Source organism: Burkholderia sp. DN3021 (genome assembly GCF_049805555.1).
In the GTDB taxonomy this organism is placed as follows: Bacteria; Pseudomonadota; Gammaproteobacteria; order Burkholderiales; family Burkholderiaceae; genus Burkholderia; species Burkholderia pyrrocinia_C.
The window spans coordinates 14,711-39,336 of record NZ_JBNCAB010000068.1; the positions used below are offsets into that span (position 1 = coordinate 14,711).

Below are 24,626 nucleotides of genomic sequence, written 5' to 3' on the forward strand. Positions count from 1 at the left end.
TGTTATGCAAAAACGTCTGACATTGCTCGGTTCCACGGGCTCGATCGGAGACAGCACGCTCGACGTGGTCGCGCGCCATCCCGAGCGATTCACGGTCTACGCGCTGACCGCGCACCGCAACGGCGACAAGCTCGTCGAGCAGTGCCTGCGCTTCGCGCCTGAAGTGGCGGTGGTCGGCGATGCCGCGACGGCCGCGCACGTCGAAGCGAAACTGCGCGCGGCGGGCAGCAAGACGACCGTGCTGCACGGGTCGCAGGCGCTCGTCGACGTGTCGACGAGCGACGGCTGCGACACGGTGGTCGCGGCGATCGTCGGCGCGGCAGGCCTCGCGCCGAGCCTCGCGGCCGCGCGTGCCGGCAAGCGGATCCTGCTCGCGAACAAGGAAGCGCTCGTGATGTCGGGCGCGATCTTCATGGACGCCGTGCGCGACCATGGCGCGATCCTGCTGCCGGTCGACAGCGAGCACAACGCGATTTTCCAGTGCATGCCGCGCGATGCGGGCGAGCACGGCGGGATTTCGAAGATCATCCTGACCGCATCGGGCGGCCCGTTCCGCACGCGCGAACCGGCCACGCTCGTCGACGTGACGCCGGACGAGGCGTGCAAGCACCCGAACTGGGTGATGGGCCGCAAGATCTCGGTCGATTCCGCGACGATGATGAACAAGGGTCTCGAGGTGATCGAGGCGCACTGGATCTTCGGGCTGCCGGGCGACCGGATCGACGTGCTGATCCATCCGCAGAGCGTGATCCATTCGCTCGTGTCGTACCGCGACGGATCGGTGCTCGCGCAGCTCGGCAACCCCGACATGCGCACGCCGATCGCGCATGCGCTCGCGTTTCCCGATCGCGTCGATGCGGGCGTCGACCAGCTCGACCTCGCGCAGATCGCGCAGCTGTCGTTCGAGAAGCCCGATTACGCGCGCTTCCCGTGCCTCGCGCTCGCGTTGAAGGCGCTTGAGGAAGGCGGCATCGCGAGCGCCGCATTGAACGCGGCGAACGAAGTTGCGGTCGAAGCGTTTCTCGAGCGCCGGATCGGCTTCATGGCGATCGCGGCGACGGTCGACGCAGTGCTCAACGCGCTGCCGAACCGTGCACCCGACGGGCTCGACGACGTCCTGGCGGCGGATGCCGAGGCACGCCGCCTCGCCGCCGCGATCATTGCAAAAGCGCCTGCGCCCCGCGTGGAGCGTACTGTCTGAATGGAGTGCTCATGAACGTGCTGGTCGAACTGATCGCGTTTGCGGTGGCGATCGGGGTGCTGGTCGTCGTGCATGAGTACGGACATTATCGCGTCGCGCGCTGGTGCGGCGTGAAGGTGCTGCGTTTCTCGATCGGCTTCGGCCAGCCCGTCGCGCGCTGGGTCAGCCGCAGGACGGGCACCGAGTGGACGCTGTCCGCGCTGCCGCTCGGCGGCTACGTGAAGATGCTCGACGAGCGCGATCCGGGCTCCGGCATCAAGCCGGAGGAGCTCGGCCAGGCGTTCAACCGCCAGTCGGTCTACAAGCGCATCGCGATCGTCGCGGCGGGGCCGATTGCGAACTTCCTGTTGGCAATCGTGCTGTTTTCCGTCGTATTCGCGTCCGGCGTGACCGAGCCGGCCGCGATCGTCGCGCCGCCGGCCGCCGGCACGGTGGCGGCTCGCGCGGGCTTCGACGGCAGCGAGACGATCGTGTCGATCCGCAACGTGCGCGTGGGCGATGCGCAGGGCGGCGAGTCGGAGCCGGTGCGGTCGTGGTCGGACCTGCGCTGGAAGCTGCTGGCGGCCGCGTTCGATCATCGCGAGATCGTGCTCGGCGCGCGCGATGGCAGCGCGACGTTCGATTTCCGCGTCGACCTCCGCAATGTTCCCGAAAGTCAGCTCGACGACGATTTCATGACGCACCTGGGCTTCGAGGCCGGCGGCGGCACGCTGTCGGTCGCGTCGGTGCAGCCCAGCAGCGCGGCGGAGCAGGCGGGCCTGAAGGCCGGTGACAAGCTGGTCGCGCTCGACGGCAAGCCGATCGGCGGCGCGTCGCGCTTCATCGATTCCGTCAAGCACCATGCGGGCAAGGCGCTCGACCTGCGGATCGAGCGCGACGGCGCCGCGCAGACGGTATCGATCGTGCCGCAGATGCAGCGCGACGACGAATCGGGGCAGCAGGTCGGCCGGATCGGCGCGGCGCTGTCGATGCACACGCCGTCCGTCGACGTGCGCTACGGGCCGATCGAGAGCCTGCGGCTCGGCGTGCACCGCACGTGGGACATCTCCGTGTATTCGCTGCGGATGTTCGGGCGGATGATCACGGGCAATGCGTCGCTGAAGAACCTGTCCGGCCCCGTGACGATCGCCGACTACGCGGGCAAGAGTGCACGGCTCGGTCCGTCGGCGTTCCTGTCGTTCCTCGCCCTTGTCAGCATTAGCCTTGGCGTCCTGAACTTGTTGCCGATTCCCGTTTTGGACGGGGGGCATCTGTTATATTATGCGGTTGAAGCCGCGACCGGGAAAGCCGTCTCGGAGCGCTGGCAACTGATTCTGCAAAGAGCCGGGTTGATCTGCATCGTCGTGTTGTCGGCGATCGCGCTGTTCAACGATCTGGCTCGGCTAATCCATTTCTGAAGCGTCAGGCGGCCGCCGCTGGGCAGTCGCCCGATTTGATGCAGCTTAAATATTGGGGATGCATGTTGTTCAAACCTCATCGCTTTGTACCTAAGACAGTTGCAGCGGCCGCGCTCGCCGCGCACGGCCTTGCGGCGCATGCAGCGGCACCGTTCGTGGTGCAAGACATCAAGATCGAGGGGCTGCAGCGCGTCGAAGCGGGTTCGGTGTTCGCCTATCTGCCGATCAAGCAGGGCGATACCTTCACGGACGACAAGGCATCCGAAGCAATCCGCGCGCTGTACGCGACGGGCTTCTTCAACGACGTGCGCATCGCCACGCAGGGCAACGTCGTGATCGTGCAGGTGCAGGAGCGTCCGGCGATCGCGTCGATCGACTTCACCGGCACGAAGGAATTCGACAAGGACAACCTGACGAAGGCGCTGCGCGCCGTCGGTCTCGCCGACGGCCGCTACTACGACAAGGCGCTCGTCGACAAGGCGGAGCAGGAGCTCAAGCGCCAGTACCTGACGCGCGGCTTCTACGCGGCCGAAGTCAAGACGACGGTCACGCCGGTCGACGCGAACCGCGTATCGATCCTGTTCGCGGTTGCCGAAGGCCCGAGCGCGAAGATTCGCCAGATCAACTTCATCGGCAACAAGGCGTTCAAGACGAGCACGCTGCGCGACGAGATGCAGCTGTCGACGCCGAACTGGTTCTCCTGGTACACGAAGAACGACCTGTACTCGAAGGAAAAGCTGACGGGCGACCTCGAGGCCGTGCGCTCGTACTACCTGAACCGCGGCTACCTCGAGTTCAACATCGAGTCGACCCAGGTGTCGATCTCGCCCGACAAGAAGGACATGTACCTGACGGTCACGCTGCACGAAGGCGAGCCGTACACGGTGTCGGGCATCAAGCTGTCGGGCAACCTGCTCGATCGCGAGGCCGAACTCAACAAGCTGATCAAGATCAAGCCGGGCGACCGCTTCTCGGCCGAAAAGCTGCAGCAGACCACCAAGTCGATCGTCGACAAGCTCGGTGAATACGGCTACGCGTTCGCGGCCGTCAACGCGCAGCCGGACATCGATCAGGCGAACCACAAGGTGAACCTGAACCTCGTCGTCGATCCGAGCCGCCGCGTGTACGTGCGCCGCATCAACGTCGTCGGCAACACGCGCACGCGCGACGAAGTGGTGCGCCGCGAAATGCGCCAGCTCGAAAGCTCGTGGTTCGATTCGAACCGCCTCGCGCTGTCGAAGGACCGCGTGAACCGTCTCGGCTACTTCACCAACGTCGACGTGACGACGGTGCCGGTCGAAGGCACGAACGACCAGGTCGACGTGAACGTGAAGGTCGACGAAAAGCCGACCGGCGCGATCACGCTGGGCGCCGGCTTCTCGTCGACGGACAAGGTCGTGCTGTCGGCCGGCGTGTCGCAGGACAACGTGTTCGGTTCGGGTACCAGCCTGTCGGTGAACGTCAACACCGCGAAGAGCTACCGCACGCTGACCGTCACGCAGGTCGACCCGTACTTCACGGTCGACGGCATCAAGCGGATCACGGACGTCTACTACCGGACGTACCAGCCGCTCTACTATTCGACGAGCTCGAGCTTCCGGATCATCAGCGCGGGCGGCAACCTGAAGTTCGGCATCCCGTTCTCGGAAGTCGACACCGTCTACTTCGGCGCGGGTTTCGAGCAGAACCGTCTCGACGTCGATTCGAACACGCCGCAGAGCTACCAGGATTACGTGAACCAGTTCGGCCGCGTGTCGAACACGGTGCCGCTGACCGTCGCGTGGTCGCGCGACGCGCGCGACAGCGCGCTGATTCCGAGCCGCGGTTACTTCACGCAGGCGAACATGGAGTACGGCGTGCCGGTCGGCAAGATCCAGTACTACAAGGCCGACCTGCAGGCACAGTACTACTATTCGTTCTCGCGCGGCTTCATCCTGGGCCTGAACCTGCAGGGCGGCTACGGTAACGGTATCGGCAACCCGTACCCGATCTTCAAGAACTACTACGCGGGCGGTATCGGCTCCGTGCGTGGCTACGAGCCGAGCTCGCTGGGCCCGCGCGACACGAAGACGAACGATCCGATCGGCGGTTCGAAGATGCTGGTCGGCAACATCGAGCTGACGTTCCCGCTGCCGGGCACCGGCTACGACCGCACGCTGCGCGTGTTCACGTTCCTCGACGGCGGTAACGTGTGGGGCAACGCGCCGGGCGGTACGAGTACGGGCGCCAACGGCCTGCGTTACGGCTATGGTGTGGGTCTCGCGTGGATCTCGCCGATCGGCCCGCTGAAGCTGAGCCTCGGCTTCCCGCTGCAGAAGCACGAAGGCGACCAGTACCAGAAATTCCAGTTCCAGATCGGGACGGCGTTCTGACCGAACGCATGACAACAGCAACGAGAGGGTAATTTTGCTAACCGGTAAGTTTTCGAAACGAGTGATGTGCGCGCTGACCGTTGCGCTGGCCCTGGGCGCGGCGACGGTTCACGCACAGGACGTCGCCCGCATCGCGGCGGTCAATTCGGATCGGATCCTGCGCGAGTCGGCGCCCGCGAAGGCGGCGCAGACGAAGCTCGAAGCCGAGTTCGCGAAGCGCGACAAGGATCTGCAGGATCTGGCGGCGCGCCTGAAGTCGATGTCCGATTCGCTGGACAAGGGCGGCACGTCGCTGTCGGCGGCCGATCGCGCGCAGAAGCAGCGCGATCTCGCTCAGCTCGACACCGATTTCCAGCGCAAGCAGCGCGAGTTCCGCGAAGACCTGAACCAGCGTCGCAACGAGGAACTGGCGGCCGTGCTGGAGCGAGCGAACAAGGTCATCAAGCAGATCGCCGAGCAGCAGAACTACGACCTGATCGTGCAGGAAGCCGTGTACGTCAGCCCGCGCATCGACATCACCGACAAGGTGCTCAAGGCGCTCGCGTCCGGCTCGGCGAACTGAACGGAGCAGACGACGAATGGCATTGACGCTTGAGGAACTCGTAAAGCGGTTCGGCGGCGAGATCGCCGGCGACGCACAGTGCAAGGTGAGCGGGCTCGCACCGCTCGACCAGGCAGGCCCTCAGCAACTCGCGTTCCTCGCGAATCCGAAGTACCTGTCGCAGGTCGAGTCGACCCGCGCAGGCGCGGTGCTGATCGCACCGAAGGATCTGGAAAAGCTGGGCGCGGCCGCTAGCAGTCGCAATTTCATCGTGACGCCGAATCCGTACGCGTACTTCGCGCGCGTCGCGCAGATGTTCATCGACCTGGCCGCGCCGCCGCGCGCCGCCGGCGTGCATCCGAGCGCGACGATCGATCCGGCCGCGAAGGTCGCCGCGAGCGCGGTGATCGGCCCGCACGTGACGGTCGAGGCCGGCGCGGTGATCGAGGACGGCGTGCAGCTCGACGCGAACGTATTCGTCGGCCGCGGCACGACGATCGGCGCAGGCTCGCACCTTTATCCCAACGCATCGGTGTACCACGGCTGCAAGGTCGGACCGCGCGCGATCGTCCATGCGGGCGCGGTGATCGGCTCCGACGGCTTCGGCTTCGCGCCGGATTTCGTCGGCGACGGCGACGCCCGCACCGGCAGCTGGGTCAAGATCCCGCAAGTCGGCGGCGTATCGATCGGCCCGGACGTCGAGATCGGCGCGAACACGACGATCGATCGCGGCGCGATGGCGGACACCGTCATCGAGGAATGCGTGAAGATCGACAACCAGGTGCAGATCGGTCACAACTGCCGGATCGGCGCCTATACCGTGATCGCCGGCAGCGCGGGCATTGCGGGCAGCACGACGATCGGCCGCCACTGCATGATCGGCGGCGCGGCCGGGATTGCCGGCCATGTGACGCTCGGCGACTACGTCATCATCACCGCGAAGTCGGGCGTATCGAAGTCGCTGCCGAAGGCCGGCATCTATACCAGCGCGTTCCCGGCCGTCGACCACGGCGAATGGAACAAGAGCGCCGCGCTCGTGCGCAACCTCGACAAGCTGCGCGACCGCATCAAGGCGCTCGAAGCCGCGCTCGCCGCCCAGGGCGGCACGGACGCCTGAGCGCGCCATGCGAGACCACCGACCGGGCACGGCCAGCGCAACCGGCCCGGTTTGTCAGACTGGGCCGCATGGCGGCCCGCTTCAGCCTTTGCATCACCACCGCGCAGCCTCTGCGTGAGACGAACCATCATGAGCACTGAAAAAATCAATCTCGACATCCACAAGATCCTCACGCTGCTGCCGCATCGCTACCCGATTCTGCTCGTCGATCGCGTGCTCGAACTCGAGCCGCACAAAGGGATCAAAGCGCTGAAGAACGTGTCGATCAACGAGCCGTTCTTCCAGGGGCACTTCCCGAAGCGGCCGGTGATGCCGGGCGTGCTGATCCTCGAGGCGCTCGCGCAGGCCGCGGCGCTGCTGACCTTCGCGGAAGAGCAGCCGAAGGATCCGGAGAACACGCTGTATTACTTCGTCGGAATCGACGGCGCGCGCTTCAAGCGCGTGGTCGAACCGGGCGACCAACTGATTCTGAACGTGACGTTCGAACGCTACATCCGCGGCATCTGGAAGTTCAAGGCGGTGGCGGAAGTGGACGGCAAGGTGGCGGCGGAAGCCGAACTGATGTGCACGGTCAAGACGGCCGACGCGGCGCCCTGAGCGACGCGGCACGCATGGGCAACGCAACGCGACACATCACATCGAGAGGCAACGGCGCATGACCAGGATTCATCCCACCGCGATTGTCGAATCGGGCGCGCAGATCGACGAATCGGTCGAGATCGGCCCGTACGCGATCGTCGGCCCGAACGTCACGATCGGCGCGCGCACGACGATCGGCTCGCACAGCGTGATCGAAGGCCACACGACGCTCGGCGAGGACAATCGCATCGGCCATTACGCATCGGTCGGCGGCCGTCCGCAGGACATGAAGTACAAGGACGAGCCGACGAAGCTCGTGATCGGCAACCGCAACACGATCCGCGAATTCACGACGATCCACACGGGCACGGTGCAGGACGTCGGCGTGACGACGCTCGGCGACGACAACTGGATCATGGCCTATGTGCATATCGGCCATGACTGCAGCGTCGGCAGCCACGTGATCCTGTCGAGCAACGCGCAGATGGCCGGCCACGTCGAGATCGGCGACTGGGCGATCGTCGGCGGGATGTCGGGCGTTCACCAGTTCGTGCGCATCGGTGCGCACTCGATGCTGGGCGGCGCGTCGGCGCTCGTGCAGGACATTCCGCCGTTCGTGATCGCGGCAGGCAACAAGGCCGAGCCGCACGGGATCAACATCGAAGGGCTGCGCCGGCGCGGTTTCTCGCCCGACGCGATTTCGGCGCTGCGCAGCGCGTACCGCCTGCTGTACAAGAACGGCCTGTCGCTCGAGGAAGCGAAGGTGCAGTTGCGCGAGCTGGCGGAGGCGGGCGGCGACGGCGATGCGCCGGTGAAGGCGCTCGTCGAGTTCATCGACGCGTCGCAACGCGGCATCATCCGCTAAGCGATGCCGTTTCCGACCAATCAGCTCCGGCTCGCGATGGTGGCAGGCGAGCCATCGGGCGACCTGCTCGCGGCGTCGCTGCTCGGCGGGCTGCGCGAGCGGCTGCCCGAATCGGCCCAGTACTACGGGATCGGCGGGCCGCGGATGATCGCGCAGGGCTTCGATTCGCACTGGCAGATGGACAAGCTGACCGTGCGCGGTTATGTCGAGGCGCTGGGCCAGATTCCCGAGATCCTGCGGATTCGCGGCGAGCTGAAGCGGCAGGTGCTCGCGGAGCGGCCGGCCGCGTTCATCGGCATCGACGCGCCGGATTTCAACTTCAGCGTCGAACAGGCCGTGCGCGACGCGGGCATCCCGTCGATCCACTTCGTGTGCCCGTCGATCTGGGCATGGCGCGGCGGCCGGATCAAGAAGATCGCCAAGTCCGTCGATCACATGCTGTGCCTGTTCCCGTTCGAGCCGGCGATTCTCGACAAGGCAGGCGTCGCGTCGACCTACGTCGGCCATCCGCTGGCCGACGAGATCCCGCTCGAGCCCGACACGCACGGCGCGCGCATCGCGCTCGGCCTGCCCGCGGACGGTCCCGTGATCGCGGTGCTGCCGGGCAGCCGGCGCTCGGAGATTGCGCTGATCGGCCCGACGTTCTTCGCGGCGATGGCACTGATGCAGCAGCGCGAGCCCGGCGTGCGGTTCGTGATGCCGGCGGCGACGCCCGCGCTGCGCGAGCTGCTGCAGCCGCTCGTCGACGCGCATCCGCAGCTCGCGCTGACGATCACCGATGGCCGCTCGCAGGTCGCGATGACGGCCGCCGACGCGATCCTCGTGAAGAGCGGCACCGTCACGCTGGAAGCCGCGCTGCTGAAGAAGCCGATGGTGATCTCGTACAAGGTGCCCTGGCTGACCGGGCAGATCATGCGCCGGCAGGGCTACCTGCCGTATGTCGGCTTGCCGAACATCCTGGCGGGGCGCTTCGTCGTGCCCGAGCTGCTGCAGCATTTCGCGACGCCCGAGGCGCTCGCCGATGCGACGCTCACGCAGCTGCGCGACGACGCGAACCGCCGCACGCTGACCGACGTGTTTACCGAAATGCATCTTTCGCTGCGGCAGAACACGGCCGCGAAGGCGGCCGAAGCGGTCGTGCGCGTGCTCGAACAACGCAAGGGGCGCGCATGACGGCAGTACGTGCACCGCGCCGCCGCGCGTCGAGCGACGTGCAGGGCGGCTTCGACTTCAGCCGGCCCGACGAGATCGTCTGCGGTGTCGACGAAGCCGGCCGCGGCCCGCTCGCGGGGCCGGTGGTGGCCGCGGCGGTGATTCTCGATCCGGCGCAGCCGATCGACGGGCTCGACGATTCGAAGGCGCTGTCCGCGAAGAAGCGCGACGTGCTGTACGACCTGATCGTCGCGCGTTCGCGCGCGTATTGCGTTGCGTCGGCAAGCGTCGACGAAATCGATACGCTGAACATCCTGCACGCAACGATGCTTGCGATGAAGCGGGCCGTCGAAGGCCTGTCGGTCCTGCCGACGCTCGCGCAGATCGACGGCAACCGCTGCCCGACGCTGACGGTGCGTGCCGAGGCGATCGTCAGCGGCGATGCGCTCGTACCGAGCATCTCGGCCGCGTCGATCCTCGCGAAGGTCACGCGCGACCGCATGCTCGTCGACCTGCACGAACGCTTCCCGGTGTACGGTTTCAACGTGCATGCGGGTTACGGCACCGCGAAACACCTTGCCGCGCTGCGCGAGCACGGCCCGTGCGAAGCGCACCGGCGCTCGTTCGCGCCGGTTCGGGCGGCACTCGACCTGATTCGATGAAAAGCATTACTTCCCGTGACAACCCGCTGTACAAGCGCCTGAAGGCGCTCGCGGGTTCGACGCACCATCAACGCCGCGGCGGCCAGGCGCTGCTCGAAGGATTCCATCTCGCGAGCGCGTACCTCGATACGGGTGCGACGCCCGAGCTGTGCGTGGCGACCGAAGGCGCGCTCGGCCACGCCGAGGCGCAGGCGATCGTCGCGCGCATCGACGCGCAGCGTGTCGTCATGCTGCCCGATGCGCTGTTCGGGCAGTTGTCGAACGTCGTCAACGGCGTCGGGTTCCTGCTGCTCGCCGACCGGCCGGCGCAACCGCTGCCTGAGCGCGTGACGCACACGTCGGTCGTCCTCGACGGCGTGCAGGACGCCGGCAACGTCGGCTCGATCCTGCGCAGCGCCGCGGCGGCCGGTGTGCGCCACGTGTTCTGTGCGCCGGGCACGGCCTACGCGTGGTCGTCGAAGGTGCTGCGCTCGGGCATGGGCGCGCATTTCCTGCTGTCGATCCACGAGGACGTTGACGCCGCGGCGCTCGCCGAACGCCTCGACGTGCCGGTCGCGCTGACCGATTCGCATGGCGCGCAGGCGCTCTACGACTGCGACCTGTCGGGGCCCGTCGCATGGGTGTTCGGCAACGAGGGCGCCGGCGTATCGGCGTTCTGGCGCGATGCGGCCACGCATCGCGTGACGATTCCGCAGCCGGGCGGGATGGAGTCGCTGAATGTTGCGGCAGCAGCGGCGGTCTGCCTGTTCGAGCAGGTGCGACAGCAGCGGCCTGCGTGACACCCCACGCAAGCATTCCCCGCACCACGAAAAAGGCCGCGTTCGACGCGGCCTTTTTGTTTTTCCGGCGGCGGCCGAGCGGCCGCAAGCGCGCCGGCGCTCAGTACGACTGCCGGTCGAGGCGGATTTCCTGCAGGATCGTCGTCGCGATTTCCTCGATCGACTTGTGCGTCGACGACAGCCACTTGATCCCTTCGCGACGCATCATCGCTTCGGCCTCGTTGATCTCGAAGCGGCAGTTCTCGGGCGCCGCGTACTTGCTGCCCGGCCGCCGCTCGTTGCGGATCTCGGACAGGCGCTGCGGGTCGATCGACAGCCCGAACAGCTTTTCGCGGTGCGCGGAGAGCGCCGACGGCAGCTTGCCGCGTTCGAAGTCTTCCGGAATCAGCGGATAGTTCGCGGCCTTCACGCCGTACTGCATCGCGAGATACAGGCTCGTCGGCGTCTTGCCGCTGCGCGACACGCCGACGAGGATCACGTCGGCCTCCGACAGGTTGCGGTTCGACTGGCCGTCGTCGTGCGCGAGCGAGAAGTTGATCGCCTCGATCCGCGTCTTGTATTCCTCGGTGTCCGCGTTCTGGTGGCCGCGGCCCATCGCGTGGCTCGACTTGAGCTCCAGCTCCTGCTCGAGCGGCTCGACGAAGCGCTGGAACATGTCGAGCACGAGCGCGTTCGAGCGCTTGACGATGTCGTTCGACTCGCTGTCGACGAGCGTCGTGAACACGATCGCGCGGCGGCCGTCGTGCACGGCGGCCTCGTTGATCTTCTCGACGGTCGCATAGGCCTTGTCGAGCGAGTCGACGAACGGCACGCGCACGAGACGGAATTTCTGGTCGAACTGGGAGAGGATCGAATGCGCGAAGGTTTCGGCAGTAATCCCGGTGCCGTCGGAGACGATGAAAACGGTAGGCAGCATGAATCTGGGCGTCGAACGTGAAGGGCGGTTGCACGGGGCGGCTGGAGGTTCGCCTCCAGACACAGTGACAAGGTCGCGCCACATCCGGCAGCCGGCACGGTAGAATAGCGGCAACCTGTTGGATAAGCAATTGCGGGGGCAGCGCGCGAACGGCGCTCGTGGCCCGGCCGCGCGATCCCAAAATTCCCGGCAAGTTTGGCGATTTGTCTGCAAATATCGCCCTTCTGCCGGGATTTTTGCAAATCGGGTCGGAAGGTTTTCCGCCGCTGCGATTGTTTATCTAACAGGTTGCGCAAGACGCGCCGCACCTTTTTGCAAGCGCCCGCGTCCAAGCCCACTTGCGCGATCGAGCATTTTTTTCACACTTAGGGGCTTGTATGACTAACGCAGCAAACGTCGCAAAGGACCAGGCGTATGTAATTCCGTTCGAGCAGTTGCGGATGACCGATGTGGAGATCGTCGGCGGCAAGAATGCGTCGCTCGGCGAGATGATCAGCCAGCTTTCCGAAGCTGGCGTTCGCGTGCCCACCGGTTTCGCCACGACCGCGCTCGCCTTCCGCGATTTCCTCACGCACAACGACCTTACCGACCGCATCGCCAAGCGTCTCGAGTCGCTCGACATCGACGACGTGAAGGCGCTCGCCGAAGCCGGTGCCGAAATCCGCAAGTGGATCGTCGACGCGCCGATGCAGGCGCGCCTCGAGCAGGAAATCCGCGCGCAGTTCGAAGTCCTGAAGAACGGCTCGCCGGGCGAGCTGTCGTTCGCCGTGCGCTCGTCCGCGACCGCGGAAGACCTGCCCGACGCATCGTTCGCCGGCCAGCAGGAGTCGTACCTGAACGTCGTCGGCATCGAAGACGTGCTCGACCGCATGCAGCACGTGTTCGCGTCGCTGTATAACGACCGCGCGATCTCGTACCGCGTGCACAAGGGCTTCACGCACGCCGAGGTCGCTCTGTCGGCCGGCGTGCAGCGCATGGTCCGCTCGGACGTCGGCGCCGCCGGCGTGATGTTCACGATCGACACCGAATCGGGCTTCAAGGACGCCGTGTTCATCACGTCGAGCTACGGCCTGGGCGAAACCGTCGTGCAGGGCGCGGTGAACCCGGACGAGTTCTATGTGTTCAAGACGACGCTCGCCCAGGACAAATACCCGATCATCCGCCGCTCGATCGGCTCGAAGCTGATCAAGATGGAATTCACGCAGCCGGGCGAGCCGGGCCGCGTGAAGACGGTCGACGTGTCGCACGAGCAGCGCAACCGCTACTCGATCACCGACGAGGACGTGATCGAGCTGGCGAAGTACGCGGTCATCATCGAGAAGCACTACCAGCGTCCGATGGACATCGAGTGGGGCAAGGACGGCCGCGACGGCAAGATCTTCATCCTGCAGGCACGCCCGGAAACGGTGAAGAGCCAGGCGAGCGGCAAAGCCGAGCAGCGCTTCAAGCTGAAGGGCCAGTCGCAGGTTCTCGCGACGGGCCGCGCGATCGGCCAGAAGATCGGCGCGGGTCGCGTGCGCGTGATCCAGGATCCGTCGGAAATGGAACGCGTGCAGCCGGGCGACGTGCTGGTTGCCGACATGACCGACCCGAACTGGGAGCCGGTGATGAAGCGTGCAGCCGCGATCGTCACGAACCGTGGCGGCCGGACCTGCCACGCGGCGATCATCGCGCGTGAGCTCGGCGTGCCGGCGGTCGTCGGCTGCGGCGACGCAACCGACGTGCTGAAGGACGGCGCGCTCGTCACCGTGTCGTGCGCGGAAGGCGACGAAGGCAAGATCTACGACGGCCTGCTCGAGACGGAAGTCACGGAAGTGCAGCGCGGCGAACTGCCGGAAATCCCGGTCAAGATCATGATGAACGTCGGCAACCCGCAGCTCGCGTTCGACTTCTCGCAGCTGCCGAACGGCGGCGTGGGCCTCGCGCGTCTCGAGTTCATCATCAACAACAACATCGGCGTTCACCCGAAGGCGATTCTCGAGTACCCGAACATCGACCAGGACTTGAAGAAGGCCGTCGAGAGCGTCGCGCGCGGCCACGCGTCGCCGCGTCAGTTCTACGTCGACAAGCTGACGGAAGGTGTCGCGACGATCGCCGCGGCGTTCTATCCGAAGCCTGTGATCGTGCGCCTGTCCGACTTCAAGTCGAACGAGTACAAGAAGCTGATCGGCGGTTCGCGTTACGAGCCGGACGAGGAAAACCCGATGCTGGGCTTCCGCGGCGCGTCGCGCTACATCGCTGAAGACTTCGCACCGGCGTTCGAGATGGAGTGCCGTGCATTGAAGCGCGTGCGCGACGAGATGGGCCTGACCAACGTCGAGATCATGGTGCCGTTCGTGCGTACCGTGAAGCAGGCGGAACGTGTCGTCGGCCTGCTCGAGAAGTTCGGCCTGAAGCGCGGCGACAACGGCCTGCGCCTCGTGATGATGTGCGAAGTCCCGACCAACGCGATCCTCGCCGAAGACTTCCTGCAGCACTTCGACGGTTTCTCGATCGGCTCGAACGACCTCACGCAGCTCACGCTCGGCCTCGACCGCGACTCGGGCATGGAACTGCTGGCGGTCGACTTCGACGAACGCGATCCGGCCGTCAAGTTCCTGCTGAAGCGTGCGATCGATACCTGCCGCAAGATGGGCAAGTACGTCGGCATCTGCGGCCAGGGCCCGTCCGATCACCCGGACTTCGCGCAATGGCTGGCCGACGAAGGCATCGCGTCGATCTCGCTGAACCCGGACACGATCATCGATACGTGGCAGGCGCTCGCCAACCGGAAGTAACGGCCGGTAACGCACCTTCGGCGAAAGCGCGGGTCCGCCGCGCTTTCGTTGAAGGCAAAATGCAAGGTTCATGCTATAAACACCCCGGTAGGCGCCGGGGTGTTTTTGTTTGTCGGGCACGCCCCAAGCGTGCCGACCGCCCCCTCGGGGGGGCGGTGAACGTGTCGATCCGGAGTAGCGCTTCAGCGCGTACTCCGGTCCCATGCAACACAAGTGAGCGTGGGGGCGTTTTCTGGAGGCCGCAATGATGTCGGGGCATCTGTTCTGGTGGGTCGCGGTGGGTGTGCTGGTCGTGGCCGAGTTGCTGACGGGCACGTTCTATCTGCTGATGATCGCGCTCGGCTTTCTCGCGGGCGGGTTGCTGCAACTGGCGGGTTTCGCGCCGCACGTGCAGTTCGGCGCGGCGGCCGTGGTCGCGATCGTCGCGATGATCGTGCTGCGCCGTTCGGGGCTCGGCCGCAAGCAGAAGCGCGACACGTCGACGAATCCCGACGTCAATCTCGATATCGGTGCGACCGTCACGGTCGACGCGTGGCGTGACGGTCGTGCGCGCGTGCAGTATCGCGGCGCCGACTGGGACGTCGAGCTCGCGAACGGCGAGCGCGACGATGCGCACGTGTATCAGGTAAGCGCCGTGCGCGGCAACTGTCTCGTGGTCGTGGCGAAACCCGCGGGCTGATCGTCCGCCGATACAACAAGGAGGGAATAGTTCATGGATTCGCTGATCATCTGGGTTGTCCTGCTCGTCATCGCGATCGTGATCGTGTCGAAGACGGTGAAGATCGTGCCGCAGCAGCATGCGTGGGTGCTCGAGCGCTTCGGCCGCTATCACGCGACGCTGTCGCCCGGTCTCAATATCGTGCTGCCGTTCGTCGATCGCATCGCGTACCGGCACGTGCTGAAGGAAATTCCGCTCGACGTGCCGAGCCAGATCTGCATCACGCGCGACAATACGCAGCTTCAGGTCGACGGCGTGTTGTATTTCCAGGTGATGGACCCGATGAAGGCGTCGTACGGGTCGAGCAACTTCGTGCTCGCGATCACGCAGTTGTCGCAAACGATGCTGCGCTCGGTAATCGGCAAGCTGGAGCTCGACAAGACCTTCGAGGAGCGCGACTTTATCAACCACAGCATCGTGTCGGCGCTCGACGAGGCCGCGGCGAACTGGGGCGTGAAAGTGCTGCGCTACGAGATCAAGGACCTGACGCCGCCGAAGGAGATCCTGCACGCGATGCAGGCGCAGATCACCGCCGAGCGCGAGAAGCGCGCGCTGATCGCCGCGTCCGAAGGCCGCAAGCAGGAGCAGATCAACCTCGCGTCGGGCGCGCGCGAGGCGGCGATCCAGAAGTCCGAAGGCGAGCGGCAGGCCGCGATCAACCAGGCGCAGGGCGAGGCCGCCGCGATTCTCGCGGTGGCCGAGGCGAACGCTCAGGCGATCCAGAAGATCGCGAGCGCGATTCAGTCGCAGGGCGGGATGGACGCGGTGAACCTGAAGGTCGCCGAGCAGTATGTCGGCGCATTCTCGAATCTCGCGAAGCAGGGCAATACGCTGATCGTGCCGTCGAACCTGTCGGATCTCGGTAGCGCGATCGCATCGGCGATGTCGATCGTCAAGAACGCGTCGCCGGCCGCGGGCGGGAAGGGCTGAGCGGGAGCCTGACGCGCAGGCGACCGCCGGGTGCGATCGGCATGCGGCGAATCGTCGCGCAGCCGGGCGGCCCGGATGATGTCCGTCGGTTGCCGGCCGGCCCGTATCGTCAACCGAATCGGCGCGGCATCCGGAATCCCGCCGCCCGCGTCCGGTCGCCGATATGTGCGAATCACGCTTTACAAAGCAACACGGCCCGCTTCGAGCGGGCCGTGTCGTTTGCGATGCGCGTCGCGCGCGTCAGGTGCCGGCGCGCATGATGCGCGCCTTCTCGCGTTCCCAGTCGCGCTTCTTCTCGGTTTCGCGCTTGTCGTGCAGCTTCTTGCCCTTTGCGAGCGCGATGTCGCACTTCACGCGGCCGCCCTTGTAGTGGAAGTTCAGCGGCACGAGCGTGTAGCCGCGCTGCTCGACCTTGCCGATCAGTTTCTTGATTTCCTCACGGTGCAGCAGCAGCTTGCGCGTGCGAACCGGGTCCGGCTTGATGTGCGTCGAGGCTTCGGGCAGCGGGCTGATATGGGTGCCGATCAGGAAGATCTCGGCGTTCTTCACCACGACGTAGCCTTCCTTGATCTGGCCGCGCCCGGCGCGCAGCGCCTTGACTTCCCAGCCCTCCAGCACGAGCCCCGCCTCGTAGCGTTCCTCGATGTGATAATCGAAGTGCGCCTTCCTGTTGTCGATGATGCTCATGAATGGATTGGGCCAACTCGTTTAAAATCACGATTTTAGCAAAGCGGGGCGAGAATCGCCCGGCTTGCGTTCCCACCTTGAGCGATGCCGCGCGATTTATGGCAGATGTCCAGAAAACCGTATTGATCCGTCATTCGGCGGAACAGATGTTCGACCTCGTCACCGACGTGGCCGATTACCCCAATTTCCTGCCCTGGTGCGGCGGCGTCGAGATTCGCCGTCAGGACGACAGCGGGATGGAAGCGCGCATCGATATCAACTTCAAGGGCATCAAGCAGCATTTCGCGACGCGCAACACGCAGCAGCGTCCGACGCGGATCGACATGGAGTTCACGGACGGCCCGTTCAAGAAGTTCACGGGCTCGTGGCGCTTCACCGCGCTGCGCGCCGATGCTTGCAAGATCGAATTCGCGCTGCACTACGAGTTTTCGAGCATCCTGCTCGAGAAAATCATCGGGCCGGTGTTCAGCCACATCGCGAACACGTTCGTCGATTCGTTCGTGAAGCGCGCGGATCAGCGCTACGGGAAGGGGTGACGCGATGCTGTCGATCGAAGTCTGCTATGCGCTGCCGGACCGCCAGACGCTGATTCGGGTGTCGCTGCCCGAAGGCGCGACCGTTCGCTCGGCGATCGACGCGAGCGGCGTGCTCGCGCTGCACCCGGAGATCGACCTCGCGCAAGCGAAGACGGGCGTGTACGGCAAGCTCGCGCCGCTCGACGCGCCGCTCGCCGACCACGATCGCGTCGAGATCTACCGCCCGCTGATCGTCGATCCGAAGCTGGCGCGCCAGCGGCGCGTCGACAAATCCCGCCGCGCCGGCTCGATCGAGGGCCGCAAGTGGATGCACAAGGACGCGCGCTGACGCGCGATTCCGCTTCTTTCGCTCCTTCCGCTCCGATTCGTCTGATCAAGCGCCGCGGCGCTCAGTGGGCCGCGGCGTTCGCGTTGACCGACGCGCTGCCCGGCGTATCTCCGCCGGCGGGCGTGTCGTCGTGCTGTCGCACCGAGCCGTACACGCCTGCGAGCAGCAGCACGAGCGCGGCGATCTCGAGCGCGTGCGGCATCCGCTGGTCGTAGGCGAACGCGTAAAGCATCGCGAACACGGTTTCGAACACGATCAACTGACCCGACAGCGTGAGCGGCAACCGCTTCGACGCCACATTCCACAGCCCGTTGCCGAGCCATGACGCGCCGATCGCGAGCACGAGATTCAGCAGCCAGAACAGTTGCCAGCGCGACGCCGGGACGGCCGCCTGCACCGTGCCGGCCGGCAGAGCGAGGATCGCGATCCAGCAGAGCGCGCCGATCAGGCCCGTCACGACACCCCATAGCACCGACCATTCGTTGCCGCCGAAATGATGATGGCGCTGCAGGTAGCGCGTGTTCGCGACCGCGTACCAGGTCCAGCTCGCGAGCGCGCCGGCCGCGCAGGCGATGCCCGCGAGCTTCTGGCCGAGCGTCGTCGCGTGCGCGGCCTCGGACGTGAACAGGTCGACATTGATGCAAGCGATGCCCGCGATCACCAGTGCGAGCGGGACGGCAAGCCGCCGCAGCGGCACGGCGCCGTGGTCGCCGATGCCCGCGAGCGTGACGGTGACGGGTAGCACGCCGACGATCAGCGAACTGGGCGCGATGCCGATCAGGTGCACGGCGCCGGACAGCAGCATGTAGTACGCGACGTTGCCGACGACCGCGAGCTTCACGAGCGCGACGAGATCTTCGCGGGTCAGCCGCGCGAGCAGCGAGCGGGCGGCCGGCAGCGCGGCCGCGAGCGACACGACGCCATACATCGCGTAGCGGCCGGCGCTCAGCAGCAGCGGCGAGAAGTCGGTCAGCAGCCGCGGAACGAGAAACACCATGCCCCACAGGGCACCTGCCAGGACACCATAGACCACACCGCGCCGCATCGACCGCTCCGAACACATGACTGACGAGCGCGCATCTTAGCGACGCCGGTTCGGCGGCGTCTTGTTCATTCCTGCACTCGGGGCACGGCGGGGGTTCGACGTGCCGTGCGACGGAGCGGTCGCGATCCGTTCCTGGTTATCGAGGGCGCGAGGGGTCGCGGCCGCGGTACGGTGCGAATCAGCCGTCGGCCGGGTCGGGCGTCGCACCGGCGCCGTCGCCCGACGCCCGCACGCGCGCCGGGCGCCGCACGGTGCGCAGCTTGCCGCTGTTGCCGCCGCCGCAGTAGAAAAGATCGTGGCCGTCGGATTCGAGCCCCGACACGCCGACGCCGGCCGGCATGTCGACCTGCTCGAGCACCTGGCCCGTACGCGGATCGACGTGCCGCAAATCGCTCTGATCGGCTTCCCAGGTGCCGTGCCACAGCTCGCCGTCGACCCACGTCACGCCGGTGACGAAGCGGTTCGATTCGATCGTGCGCAGCACGGCGCCCGATTCCGGATCGATCTGATGAATCTTGCGTTCGCGGTACTGGCCGACCCACAGCGTGCCTTCGGCCCACGCGAGCCCAGAGTCGGCGCCGCCGCCGGGTGCCGGGATCGTCGCGAGCACGCGGCCCGATTCCGGATCGATCTTCTCGATGCGGTCCTCGACGATCTGGAACAGGTGGCGGCCGTCGAACGCCGTGCCCGCATGCGCGGCGACGTCGAGCGAGCGGACGGTCGTGCCGCGCTCCGGATCGAGCGCATTCAGCTTGTCGCCGGACGCGTACCACACGTGCCGCCCGTCGAACGTGACGCCGTGCACGCCGTCGACGCCCGGAAACGGGCCGTATTCGCGAATGATGTCTGCATTGGAGCGTTTCATGTTCGTCACCTCATTGTTCGGTGAGGCCATCCTAATCTCCCGGCAGCGCGGCAGGGAGTAACAAGGTCGTCGCGAATCCGGGCAGCGGCGGCGTCATCCAGCGGCGCGCGCGTCCGCGTCCGAGCGCCTGCACCTTGGCCGCTTCGGCGAGCGCGTCGAGCGCGCGCTGCACGGTGCGCTGGCTCGCGCCGAGCGCGAGCGCCAGCGCGGAGCTCGACCACGCCTCGCCGTCGGCGAGGAGCGCGAGCACGGCCGCGTGGCGATCGTCGACCGGGCGCGCGAGTACGACGGTCTCGCGCACGCCGAGCGGTTCGAGCGCGAAGCCGCGCGGCGTCGCGGTGACGTTCGCGAGCGGCCGCAGCACCGCTCGGAGCCGGCCGATCTCGACGCGCAGGCGCGCGCGATGCGATTCGTCCGCATGTTTCGCGCGGAACGCGGCGGCCACGAGCGCGTTTCTCGACACGTCGGCCGGCCATGCCTCGCCGAGCGCGCGGGCGAGCACGAACAGCACGGGGCGGCGCGCGAGCGACACGGTCGTGCGCGCGTCGCGCACCGTGTGGCGGCACGCGTCGACGACGAGCGTATTCGACGCGAACAGCGTCTCGACTTCGTCGAGCTGTACGAGCCGCGACGTGCCGCGCGCGATGAGTCGCGCGGCCGGCGCATCGAGCACGCGCGCGGCGGTATCGACTTCGGCCGTCAGCGCGGCGATGCCGGCGTCGTGGGCGGCTGCGCGTGCACGGGCGAGCGCCGCGCGGGCCGCATGCGTGCGGATGCGGCGCATCGCGATGCCGGCCGCGATCAGTTCATGGGCAGCGCGCGACGCGGCCGGCAGCGGCGCGGGATCGAGATGCGCGAGCATCCGTTCGGCATCGTCGATATGACCGATCAGCAGCAGTCGGCGCACGCCGAGATAACGCGCATGCGCGGCGTTCGCGCGGTCGCCGTGCGCGTCGAGCGTCGCGCACGCGGCGTCGAGCGCGCGCGTCGGCCAGCGGAGGTCGCGCGACGCGAGCGCGATCTCGGCTTCCGCGACGACGCAGCGCGCACGCGCCACGGCTTCCTTTGCGCCGAACGCGCGCGCGGCGCCGCGCACGAGTGCCCGCGCGCGCTCGAAATCGCCGAGCTGCGCCATCGCGATCCCGCGCAGCGCGAGCGCCGGCGCGTCGTCGCGCAGCGCGACGCGGTTCAGCGCGCCGAGCGCGTCACCGGCCGCGAGCGCGCGCGCGGCCGCGGTGATCAGCGAATCCATCCGAATCCCGACACACTTGTCACTCCCTCCGGCCCGATGCCGAGCACTAATCTAGCACCACGCACACGGCGCCGTACGCCGTGCCCGGATACCCATCGGAAGGAGGAACCCGCAATGACGACCCATCTCACCGGAACGCGCGACGAATGGCTGGCCGAGCGCAGGGCGCTGCTCGAAGCAGAAAAGGCGCTGACGCGGCAAAGCGACGAACTCGCGCGGCGGCGCCAGGCACTGCCTTGGGTGCGCGTCGACAAGACCTACCGGTTCGACACCGAAGAAGGGCAGGCAACGCTCGACGACCTGTTTCGCGGCCGTTCGCAACTGCTCGTCTATCACTTCATGTTCGGCCCCGACTACAAGGCCGGCTGCCCGTCGTGCTCGGCGCTCGCGGACGGTTTCGACGGTTTTGCCGTGCACCTGGCGAACCACGACGTGACGCTCGCGGCCGTGTCGCGCGCGCCGCTCGCGAAGCTGCTCGCGTACCGGCAGCGGATGGGGTGGACCTTCCCGTGGGCGTCGTCGGTCGGCAGCGATTTCAACTTCGACTTCGACGTGTCGTTCACCGAAACGCAGCGGCGCACGGGCGACGTCGAATACAACTACGCGCGGGCGGGGCACGCGATGGACATGGATCCGCCGCCGGCGCCCGTCGTGCAGTTCGCGGCGACGTGCGGCACCGATGCGGTCACGTATTCGCTCGACCGGCCGGGGATGAGCGCGTTCGTGCGCGAGGACGGCGCCGTCTATCACACGTACTCGACCTATGCGCGCGGGCTCGACGGGCTGTGGGGGATGTACCAGTGGCTCGATCGCGCGCCGCGCGGGCGCAACGAGGCGGGTCCGTGGTGGCGCCGGCACGACGAATACGCGCGCGGTTGAGCGTGGGCCGGCGACGGGCGGGAGCGTGCGATGACACGGCCGGCAACCGGCGACACGGGCCGCGATCGGCGCGCATTCGGCGCGGCGCTCGTCGCCGTGTTCGCCGCCGCGGCGATGGCGACACTGGCGCAGCACGCGTCGATGGACGCGATGGGCGGCGAACCGATGCCCGGTGGCTGGATGCTCTCGTCCGCATGGCTGCGGCCGTGCGGATGGGGCGCTGGCCGCGCGTTCGCGGCGTTCGCCGGCATGTGGGGCGCGATGACGGTGACGATGATGCTGCCCGTGCTGGCGCCGACGCTCTGGCGATACCGGCAGCGCGTCGGCCCGCTGAGCGCGGCGCGCTCGGCCTGGCTGGTCGTCGTCGCGGGCGCCGGGTATTTCGCGGTATGGATGGCGCTCGGCGCGGTGACGTTTGCGCTCGGCGGCGCGCTGACGGCCGCCGCGGCACGGCTGCCGGCGCTCGCCCGTGCGATGCCGTTCGCGGCCGGCGCGGTCGTGCTCGGCGCGGGCGTGTTGCAGTTCTCGGCGTGGAAGGCGCGCCGGCTGGCGTGCTGCCTGCACGCGACGGCGGGCCCGCACCGGTCGCGCTCGGATGCCGGCGCGGCCTGGCGGCACGGCGTGCGAACCGCGATGCGTTGCGGCGCCTGTTGCGGGAACCTGATGGCGGTCGCGCTGGCGGCCGGCATGATGGATCTGCGCGTGATGGCCGCCGTGACGGTCGCGATCGCCGCCGAGCGGCTGGTGCCGGCCGGCGAGCGCGTTGCGCGGCTGGTCGGCGGTATCGCGATCGGGGGCGGTCTCGCGATGATCGCGCGCGCGGCCGGGCTGGTATAAGACCGGGGAGGCGAGCTGATCCGGCGCGTTGCCGGGCCGCAGGCGATCGGTGCCGCCGCTGCCGCGTGGCCCGGCCGCGACAGGCGCGGTTGCCGCGGCGCAGCCCGTTGCGCGAATGGCTCGACGCGGCGGTGAAACGAAAGGCGATCGAAAACGAACCGAACGGCGATCCGAACGATTCGGCCCCCGAACGCACGAAAACGGCTAAGCCGTTGTTCGTGTTGTGAAAATTCGCAGCGCTTCGCGTATAATTCGCTTTTGCGCCCATAGGATTTGCCATGCGTCTGATCCAAAAAGCACTCACTTTCGATGACGTGCTCCTCGTACCCGCCTTCTCCGACGTTCTCCCGCGTGACACCAGCCTCAAGACCAAGCTGACCCGCAACATCTCCCTGAACATGCCGCTCGTGTCCGCCGCCATGGACACGGTCACCGAAGGTCGTCTCGCGATCGCGATGGCGCAGCAGGGTGGCGTCGGTATCGTCCACAAGAACCTCACGCCGGCCGAACAGGCCCGCGAGGTCGCGAAGGTCAAGCGTTTCGAGTCGGGCGTCGTCCGCGACCCGATCACGGTGCCGCCGCAAATGAAGGTGCGCGACGTGATCGCGCTGTCGCGCCAGCATGGCATCTCGGGTTTCCCGGTCGTCGAAGGCCCGCAGCTTGTCGGCATCGTCACGAACCGCGACCTGCGTTTCGAAACGCGCCTCGACGAGCCGGTCAAGTCGATCATGACGCCGCGCGAGCGCCTCGTCACGGTCAAGGAAGGCACGCCGCTCGCCGAAGCGAAGGCGCTGATGCACAGCCACCGCCTCGAGCGCGTGCTGGTCGTCAACGACGCGTTCGAACTGCGCGGCCTGATGACCGTCAAGGACATCACGAAGCAGACCGAGCACCCGGACGCGTGCAAGGACGAACACGGCAAGCTGCGCGCAGGCGCGGCGGTCGGCGTCGGTCCGGACAACGAAGAGCGTGTCGAGCTGCTGGTGCAGGCCGGCGTCGACGTGATCGTCGTCGATACCGCGCATGGTCACAGCAAGGGCGTGCTCGAGCGCGTCCGCTGGGTCAAGCAGAACTTCCCGCACGTCGAGGTGATCGGCGGCAACATCGCGACGGCTGCCGCCGCGAAGGCGCTCGTCGAATACGGCGCGGACGCGGTCAAGGTCGGCATCGGTCCCGGCTCGATCTGCACGACGCGGATCGTCGCAGGCGTCGGCGTGCCGCAGATCAGCGCGATCGCGAACGTCGCGGAAGCGCTGAAGGGCACCGGTGTGCCGTGCATCGCCGACGGCGGCGTGCGCTTCTCGGGCGACGTGTCGAAGGCCCTCGCGGCCGGCGCGAACGCGGTGATGATGGGCAGCATGCTGGCGGGCACCGAAGAGTCGCCGGGCGACGTGTTCCTGTACCAGGGCCGCCAGTACAAGGCGTACCGCGGCATGGGTTCGGTCGGTGCGATGAAGGACGGCGCGGCAGACCGCTACTTCCAGGACAACTCGGCAAACATCGACAAGCTCGTGCCGGAAGGCATCGAAGGCCGCGTCGCGTACAAGGGTTCGGTCAACGCGATCCTGTTCCAGTTGGTCGGCGGCGTGCGCGCCAGCATGGGCTACTGCGGCTGCCGGACGATCGACGAGCTGCACGACAAGGCCGAATTCGTCCAGATCACCGCCGCGGGCATGCGCGAGTCGCACGTGCACGACGTGCAGATCACGAAGGAAGCGCCGAACTACCACGTGGACTGACCGCCGATGAAACCGCTGCTGCGAGCCGTGCTGATCATCGATGCCGTGCTGCTGCTGGCGTTCGGCGTGCTGTTCGTGCTGACGCCCTGGCAGTCGCTCTTCAACGCGCTGCAGCTTGCGAACATCCAGCCGGCGATGCTCGGCCAGGCGTTCGGCATCGCATTGCTCGGGCTCGCGTGGCTCGCGTTTCATGCGGCGTTCAACGGCGATCTCACGGCGCCCGTCGCGCGGTCGGTCGGCCACGTGTACTGGCTGACCGGCGTGCTGACGATCGTCTGGTCGATCGGCACCGGCAGCGGTCCCGCGCTCGCGGCCGCCGGCCGGGTGTTGTCGGCCGTGGCCGGGGTCGCGCTGATCGTGCTCGGCCTCGGCGGCGTGCGGCTCGCATCGGCCGTGCGCCGGCGCGAGAAGGCGCAGGCGCTCGACGCGCGCGCACCGGCGCAGCGTCCGGC

The 24,626-nt window shown here is 67.1% G+C and carries 24 protein-coding genes; 19 read left to right on the forward strand and 5 right to left on the reverse strand.

Annotation, left to right across the window (positions count from 1 at the left end; genetic code table 11):
* Positions 1–4 precede the first annotated feature (4 nt).
* The 10 genes from ACPUER_RS26880 (at position 5) to ACPUER_RS26925 (ending at position 10,665) form a co-directional block, all read left to right on the forward strand.
* The gene (locus tag ACPUER_RS26880; protein WP_425132577.1) at positions 5–1,201 is read left to right on the forward strand and encodes a 1-deoxy-D-xylulose-5-phosphate reductoisomerase; all 1,197 of its coding nucleotides are present in this window, start codon (positions 5–7) and stop codon (positions 1,199–1,201) included.
* A gap of 11 nt (positions 1,202–1,212) precedes the next feature.
* The gene (rseP, locus tag ACPUER_RS26885) at positions 1,213–2,598 is read left to right on the forward strand and encodes an RIP metalloprotease RseP (protein ID WP_425132578.1); all 1,386 of its coding nucleotides are present in this window, start codon (positions 1,213–1,215) and stop codon (positions 2,596–2,598) included.
* A gap of 62 nt (positions 2,599–2,660) precedes the next feature.
* Positions 2,661–4,970, forward strand: coding sequence for an outer membrane protein assembly factor BamA (bamA, locus tag ACPUER_RS26890; RefSeq protein WP_083533996.1), 2,310 nt, complete (start codon positions 2,661–2,663; stop codon positions 4,968–4,970).
* Between the two features lie 64 nt (positions 4,971–5,034).
* Positions 5,035–5,532 carry an OmpH family outer membrane protein gene (locus tag ACPUER_RS26895; protein ID WP_034184747.1) on the forward strand — a complete coding sequence of 166 codons (498 nt, stop codon included), beginning with the start codon at positions 5,035–5,037 and terminating at the stop codon, positions 5,530–5,532.
* Positions 5,533–5,548: 16 nt separating this feature from the next.
* The gene (gene lpxD, locus ACPUER_RS26900) at positions 5,549–6,628 is read left to right on the forward strand and encodes a UDP-3-O-(3-hydroxymyristoyl)glucosamine N-acyltransferase (protein WP_175961133.1); all 1,080 of its coding nucleotides are present in this window, start codon (positions 5,549–5,551) and stop codon (positions 6,626–6,628) included.
* Between the two features lie 129 nt (positions 6,629–6,757).
* A complete protein-coding gene (fabZ, locus tag ACPUER_RS26905) occupies positions 6,758–7,225 on the forward strand; it encodes a 3-hydroxyacyl-ACP dehydratase FabZ (RefSeq protein WP_006495559.1) in 468 nt (155 codons plus the stop codon).
* Positions 7,226–7,283: 58 nt separating this feature from the next.
* Positions 7,284–8,072 (forward strand): acyl-ACP--UDP-N-acetylglucosamine O-acyltransferase, encoded by a 789-nt coding sequence (gene lpxA, locus ACPUER_RS26910; protein ID WP_175961132.1) that lies wholly within the window; start codon positions 7,284–7,286, stop codon positions 8,070–8,072.
* A 3-nt stretch (positions 8,073–8,075) separates the two neighbouring features.
* Positions 8,076–9,245: a lipid-A-disaccharide synthase gene (gene lpxB, locus ACPUER_RS26915; protein ID WP_072437096.1), complete on the forward strand. Its 1,170-nt coding sequence runs from the start codon at positions 8,076–8,078 to the stop codon at positions 9,243–9,245.
* Positions 9,242–9,886 carry a ribonuclease HII gene (rnhB, locus tag ACPUER_RS26920; protein ID WP_034184751.1) on the forward strand — a complete coding sequence of 215 codons (645 nt, stop codon included), beginning with the start codon at positions 9,242–9,244 and terminating at the stop codon, positions 9,884–9,886. The genes lpxB and rnhB overlap by 4 nt, the downstream gene beginning before the upstream one ends.
* On the forward strand, positions 9,883–10,665 hold the full coding sequence (locus ACPUER_RS26925; protein WP_310143292.1) for an RNA methyltransferase: 783 nt from the start codon (positions 9,883–9,885) through the stop codon (positions 10,663–10,665). The genes rnhB and ACPUER_RS26925 overlap by 4 nt, the downstream gene beginning before the upstream one ends.
* A gap of 100 nt (positions 10,666–10,765) precedes the next feature.
* Here ACPUER_RS26925 and ppsR read toward each other — a convergent pair whose 3' ends face one another.
* Positions 10,766–11,581 (reverse strand): posphoenolpyruvate synthetase regulatory kinase/phosphorylase PpsR, encoded by an 816-nt coding sequence (gene ppsR / locus ACPUER_RS26930; protein ID WP_034181125.1) that lies wholly within the window; start codon positions 11,579–11,581, stop codon positions 10,766–10,768.
* A 377-nt stretch (positions 11,582–11,958) separates the two neighbouring features.
* On the opposite strand from ppsR, the gene ppsA reads away from it, so the two are divergent.
* The 3 genes from ppsA to ACPUER_RS26945 all read left to right on the forward strand — a co-directional run bounded on the left by ppsA (position 11,959) and on the right by ACPUER_RS26945 (position 16,006).
* Positions 11,959–14,358: a phosphoenolpyruvate synthase gene (gene ppsA, locus ACPUER_RS26935; RefSeq protein WP_425132579.1), complete on the forward strand. Its 2,400-nt coding sequence runs from the start codon at positions 11,959–11,961 to the stop codon at positions 14,356–14,358.
* Between the two features lie 244 nt (positions 14,359–14,602).
* Entirely contained in the window at positions 14,603–15,037 is a 435-nt protein-coding gene (locus ACPUER_RS26940) for an NfeD family protein (RefSeq protein WP_034181127.1), read from the forward strand.
* 33 nt (positions 15,038–15,070) lie between these two features.
* Positions 15,071–16,006 (forward strand): SPFH domain-containing protein, encoded by a 936-nt coding sequence (locus ACPUER_RS26945; protein WP_069745079.1) that lies wholly within the window; start codon positions 15,071–15,073, stop codon positions 16,004–16,006.
* A gap of 240 nt (positions 16,007–16,246) precedes the next feature.
* Here ACPUER_RS26945 and smpB read toward each other — a convergent pair whose 3' ends face one another.
* Complete coding sequence (gene smpB / locus ACPUER_RS26950; protein ID WP_006478511.1) at positions 16,247–16,693, reverse strand: SsrA-binding protein SmpB; 447 nt, start codon at positions 16,691–16,693, stop codon at positions 16,247–16,249.
* Positions 16,694–16,791: 98 nt separating this feature from the next.
* Here smpB and ACPUER_RS26955 point away from each other — a divergent pair, with 98 nt between their 5' ends.
* Both ACPUER_RS26955 and ACPUER_RS26960 read left to right on the forward strand, forming a co-directional pair.
* Positions 16,792–17,229 (forward strand): type II toxin-antitoxin system RatA family toxin, encoded by a 438-nt coding sequence (locus ACPUER_RS26955; protein ID WP_034181130.1) that lies wholly within the window; start codon positions 16,792–16,794, stop codon positions 17,227–17,229.
* Between the two features lie 4 nt (positions 17,230–17,233).
* Positions 17,234–17,557: an RnfH family protein gene (locus tag ACPUER_RS26960; protein ID WP_034181131.1), complete on the forward strand. Its 324-nt coding sequence runs from the start codon at positions 17,234–17,236 to the stop codon at positions 17,555–17,557.
* Between the two features lie 61 nt (positions 17,558–17,618).
* On the opposite strand, the gene ACPUER_RS26965 is transcribed toward ACPUER_RS26960, so the two are convergent.
* The 3 genes from ACPUER_RS26965 to ACPUER_RS26975 form a co-directional block, all read right to left on the reverse strand.
* Positions 17,619–18,602, reverse strand: coding sequence for a DMT family transporter (locus ACPUER_RS26965; protein WP_425132580.1), 984 nt, complete (start codon positions 18,600–18,602; stop codon positions 17,619–17,621).
* 178 nt (positions 18,603–18,780) lie between these two features.
* Positions 18,781–19,467: a glutaminyl-peptide cyclotransferase gene (locus ACPUER_RS26970; RefSeq protein WP_310143284.1), complete on the reverse strand. Its 687-nt coding sequence runs from the start codon at positions 19,465–19,467 to the stop codon at positions 18,781–18,783.
* A gap of 31 nt (positions 19,468–19,498) precedes the next feature.
* On the reverse strand, positions 19,499–20,719 hold the full coding sequence (locus ACPUER_RS26975) for a helix-turn-helix domain-containing protein (protein WP_175961119.1): 1,221 nt from the start codon (positions 20,717–20,719) through the stop codon (positions 19,499–19,501).
* 114 nt (positions 20,720–20,833) lie between these two features.
* On the opposite strand from ACPUER_RS26975, the gene ACPUER_RS26980 reads away from it, so the two are divergent.
* The 4 genes from ACPUER_RS26980 to ACPUER_RS26995 all read left to right on the forward strand — a co-directional run.
* Positions 20,834–21,598, forward strand: a complete 765-nt coding sequence (locus ACPUER_RS26980; protein WP_425132581.1) for a DUF899 domain-containing protein — start codon at positions 20,834–20,836, stop codon at positions 21,596–21,598.
* A gap of 30 nt (positions 21,599–21,628) precedes the next feature.
* Positions 21,629–22,435 carry a DUF2182 domain-containing protein gene (locus tag ACPUER_RS26985; RefSeq protein ID WP_425132582.1) on the forward strand — a complete coding sequence of 269 codons (807 nt, stop codon included), beginning with the start codon at positions 21,629–21,631 and terminating at the stop codon, positions 22,433–22,435.
* Between the two features lie 278 nt (positions 22,436–22,713).
* Entirely contained in the window at positions 22,714–24,174 is a 1,461-nt protein-coding gene (guaB, locus tag ACPUER_RS26990) for an IMP dehydrogenase (protein WP_034181136.1), read from the forward strand.
* A gap of 6 nt (positions 24,175–24,180) precedes the next feature.
* On the forward strand, positions 24,181–24,626 hold a 446-nt coding region (locus ACPUER_RS26995; RefSeq protein WP_425132583.1), incomplete at its 3' end, for a hypothetical protein.

Excerpts from the sequence above, each read along its gene's own strand:
- ACPUER_RS26880 (WP_425132577.1), top strand. The coding sequence starts at position 5 with ATGCAAAAACGTCTGACATTGCTCGGTTCCACGGGCTCGATCGGAGAC.
- rseP (WP_425132578.1), top strand. The coding sequence starts at position 1,213 with ATGAACGTGCTGGTCGAACTGATCGCGTTTGCGGTGGCGATCGGGGTG.
- bamA (WP_083533996.1), top strand. The coding sequence starts at position 2,661 with ATGTTGTTCAAACCTCATCGCTTTGTACCTAAGACAGTTGCAGCGGCC.
- ACPUER_RS26895 (WP_034184747.1), top strand. The coding sequence starts at position 5,035 with ATGTGCGCGCTGACCGTTGCGCTGGCCCTGGGCGCGGCGACGGTTCAC.
- lpxD (WP_175961133.1), top strand. The coding sequence starts at position 5,549 with ATGGCATTGACGCTTGAGGAACTCGTAAAGCGGTTCGGCGGCGAGATC.
- fabZ (WP_006495559.1), top strand. The coding sequence starts at position 6,758 with ATGAGCACTGAAAAAATCAATCTCGACATCCACAAGATCCTCACGCTG.
- lpxA (WP_175961132.1), top strand. The coding sequence starts at position 7,284 with ATGACCAGGATTCATCCCACCGCGATTGTCGAATCGGGCGCGCAGATC.
- lpxB (WP_072437096.1), top strand. The coding sequence starts at position 8,076 with ATGCCGTTTCCGACCAATCAGCTCCGGCTCGCGATGGTGGCAGGCGAG.
- rnhB (WP_034184751.1), top strand. The coding sequence starts at position 9,242 with ATGACGGCAGTACGTGCACCGCGCCGCCGCGCGTCGAGCGACGTGCAG.
- ACPUER_RS26925 (WP_310143292.1), top strand. The coding sequence starts at position 9,883 with ATGAAAAGCATTACTTCCCGTGACAACCCGCTGTACAAGCGCCTGAAG.
- ppsR (WP_034181125.1), bottom strand. The coding sequence starts at position 11,581 with ATGCTGCCTACCGTTTTCATCGTCTCCGACGGCACCGGGATTACTGCC.
- ppsA (WP_425132579.1), top strand. The coding sequence starts at position 11,959 with ATGACTAACGCAGCAAACGTCGCAAAGGACCAGGCGTATGTAATTCCG.
- ACPUER_RS26940 (WP_034181127.1), top strand. The coding sequence starts at position 14,603 with ATGATGTCGGGGCATCTGTTCTGGTGGGTCGCGGTGGGTGTGCTGGTC.
- ACPUER_RS26945 (WP_069745079.1), top strand. The coding sequence starts at position 15,071 with ATGGATTCGCTGATCATCTGGGTTGTCCTGCTCGTCATCGCGATCGTG.
- smpB (WP_006478511.1), bottom strand. The coding sequence starts at position 16,693 with ATGAGCATCATCGACAACAGGAAGGCGCACTTCGATTATCACATCGAG.
- ACPUER_RS26955 (WP_034181130.1), top strand. The coding sequence starts at position 16,792 with ATGGCAGATGTCCAGAAAACCGTATTGATCCGTCATTCGGCGGAACAG.
- ACPUER_RS26960 (WP_034181131.1), top strand. The coding sequence starts at position 17,234 with ATGCTGTCGATCGAAGTCTGCTATGCGCTGCCGGACCGCCAGACGCTG.
- ACPUER_RS26965 (WP_425132580.1), bottom strand. The coding sequence starts at position 18,602 with ATGCGGCGCGGTGTGGTCTATGGTGTCCTGGCAGGTGCCCTGTGGGGC.
- ACPUER_RS26970 (WP_310143284.1), bottom strand. The coding sequence starts at position 19,467 with ATGAAACGCTCCAATGCAGACATCATTCGCGAATACGGCCCGTTTCCG.
- ACPUER_RS26975 (WP_175961119.1), bottom strand. The coding sequence starts at position 20,719 with ATGGATTCGCTGATCACCGCGGCCGCGCGCGCGCTCGCGGCCGGTGAC.
- ACPUER_RS26980 (WP_425132581.1), top strand. The coding sequence starts at position 20,834 with ATGACGACCCATCTCACCGGAACGCGCGACGAATGGCTGGCCGAGCGC.
- ACPUER_RS26985 (WP_425132582.1), top strand. The coding sequence starts at position 21,629 with ATGACACGGCCGGCAACCGGCGACACGGGCCGCGATCGGCGCGCATTC.
- guaB (WP_034181136.1), top strand. The coding sequence starts at position 22,714 with ATGCGTCTGATCCAAAAAGCACTCACTTTCGATGACGTGCTCCTCGTA.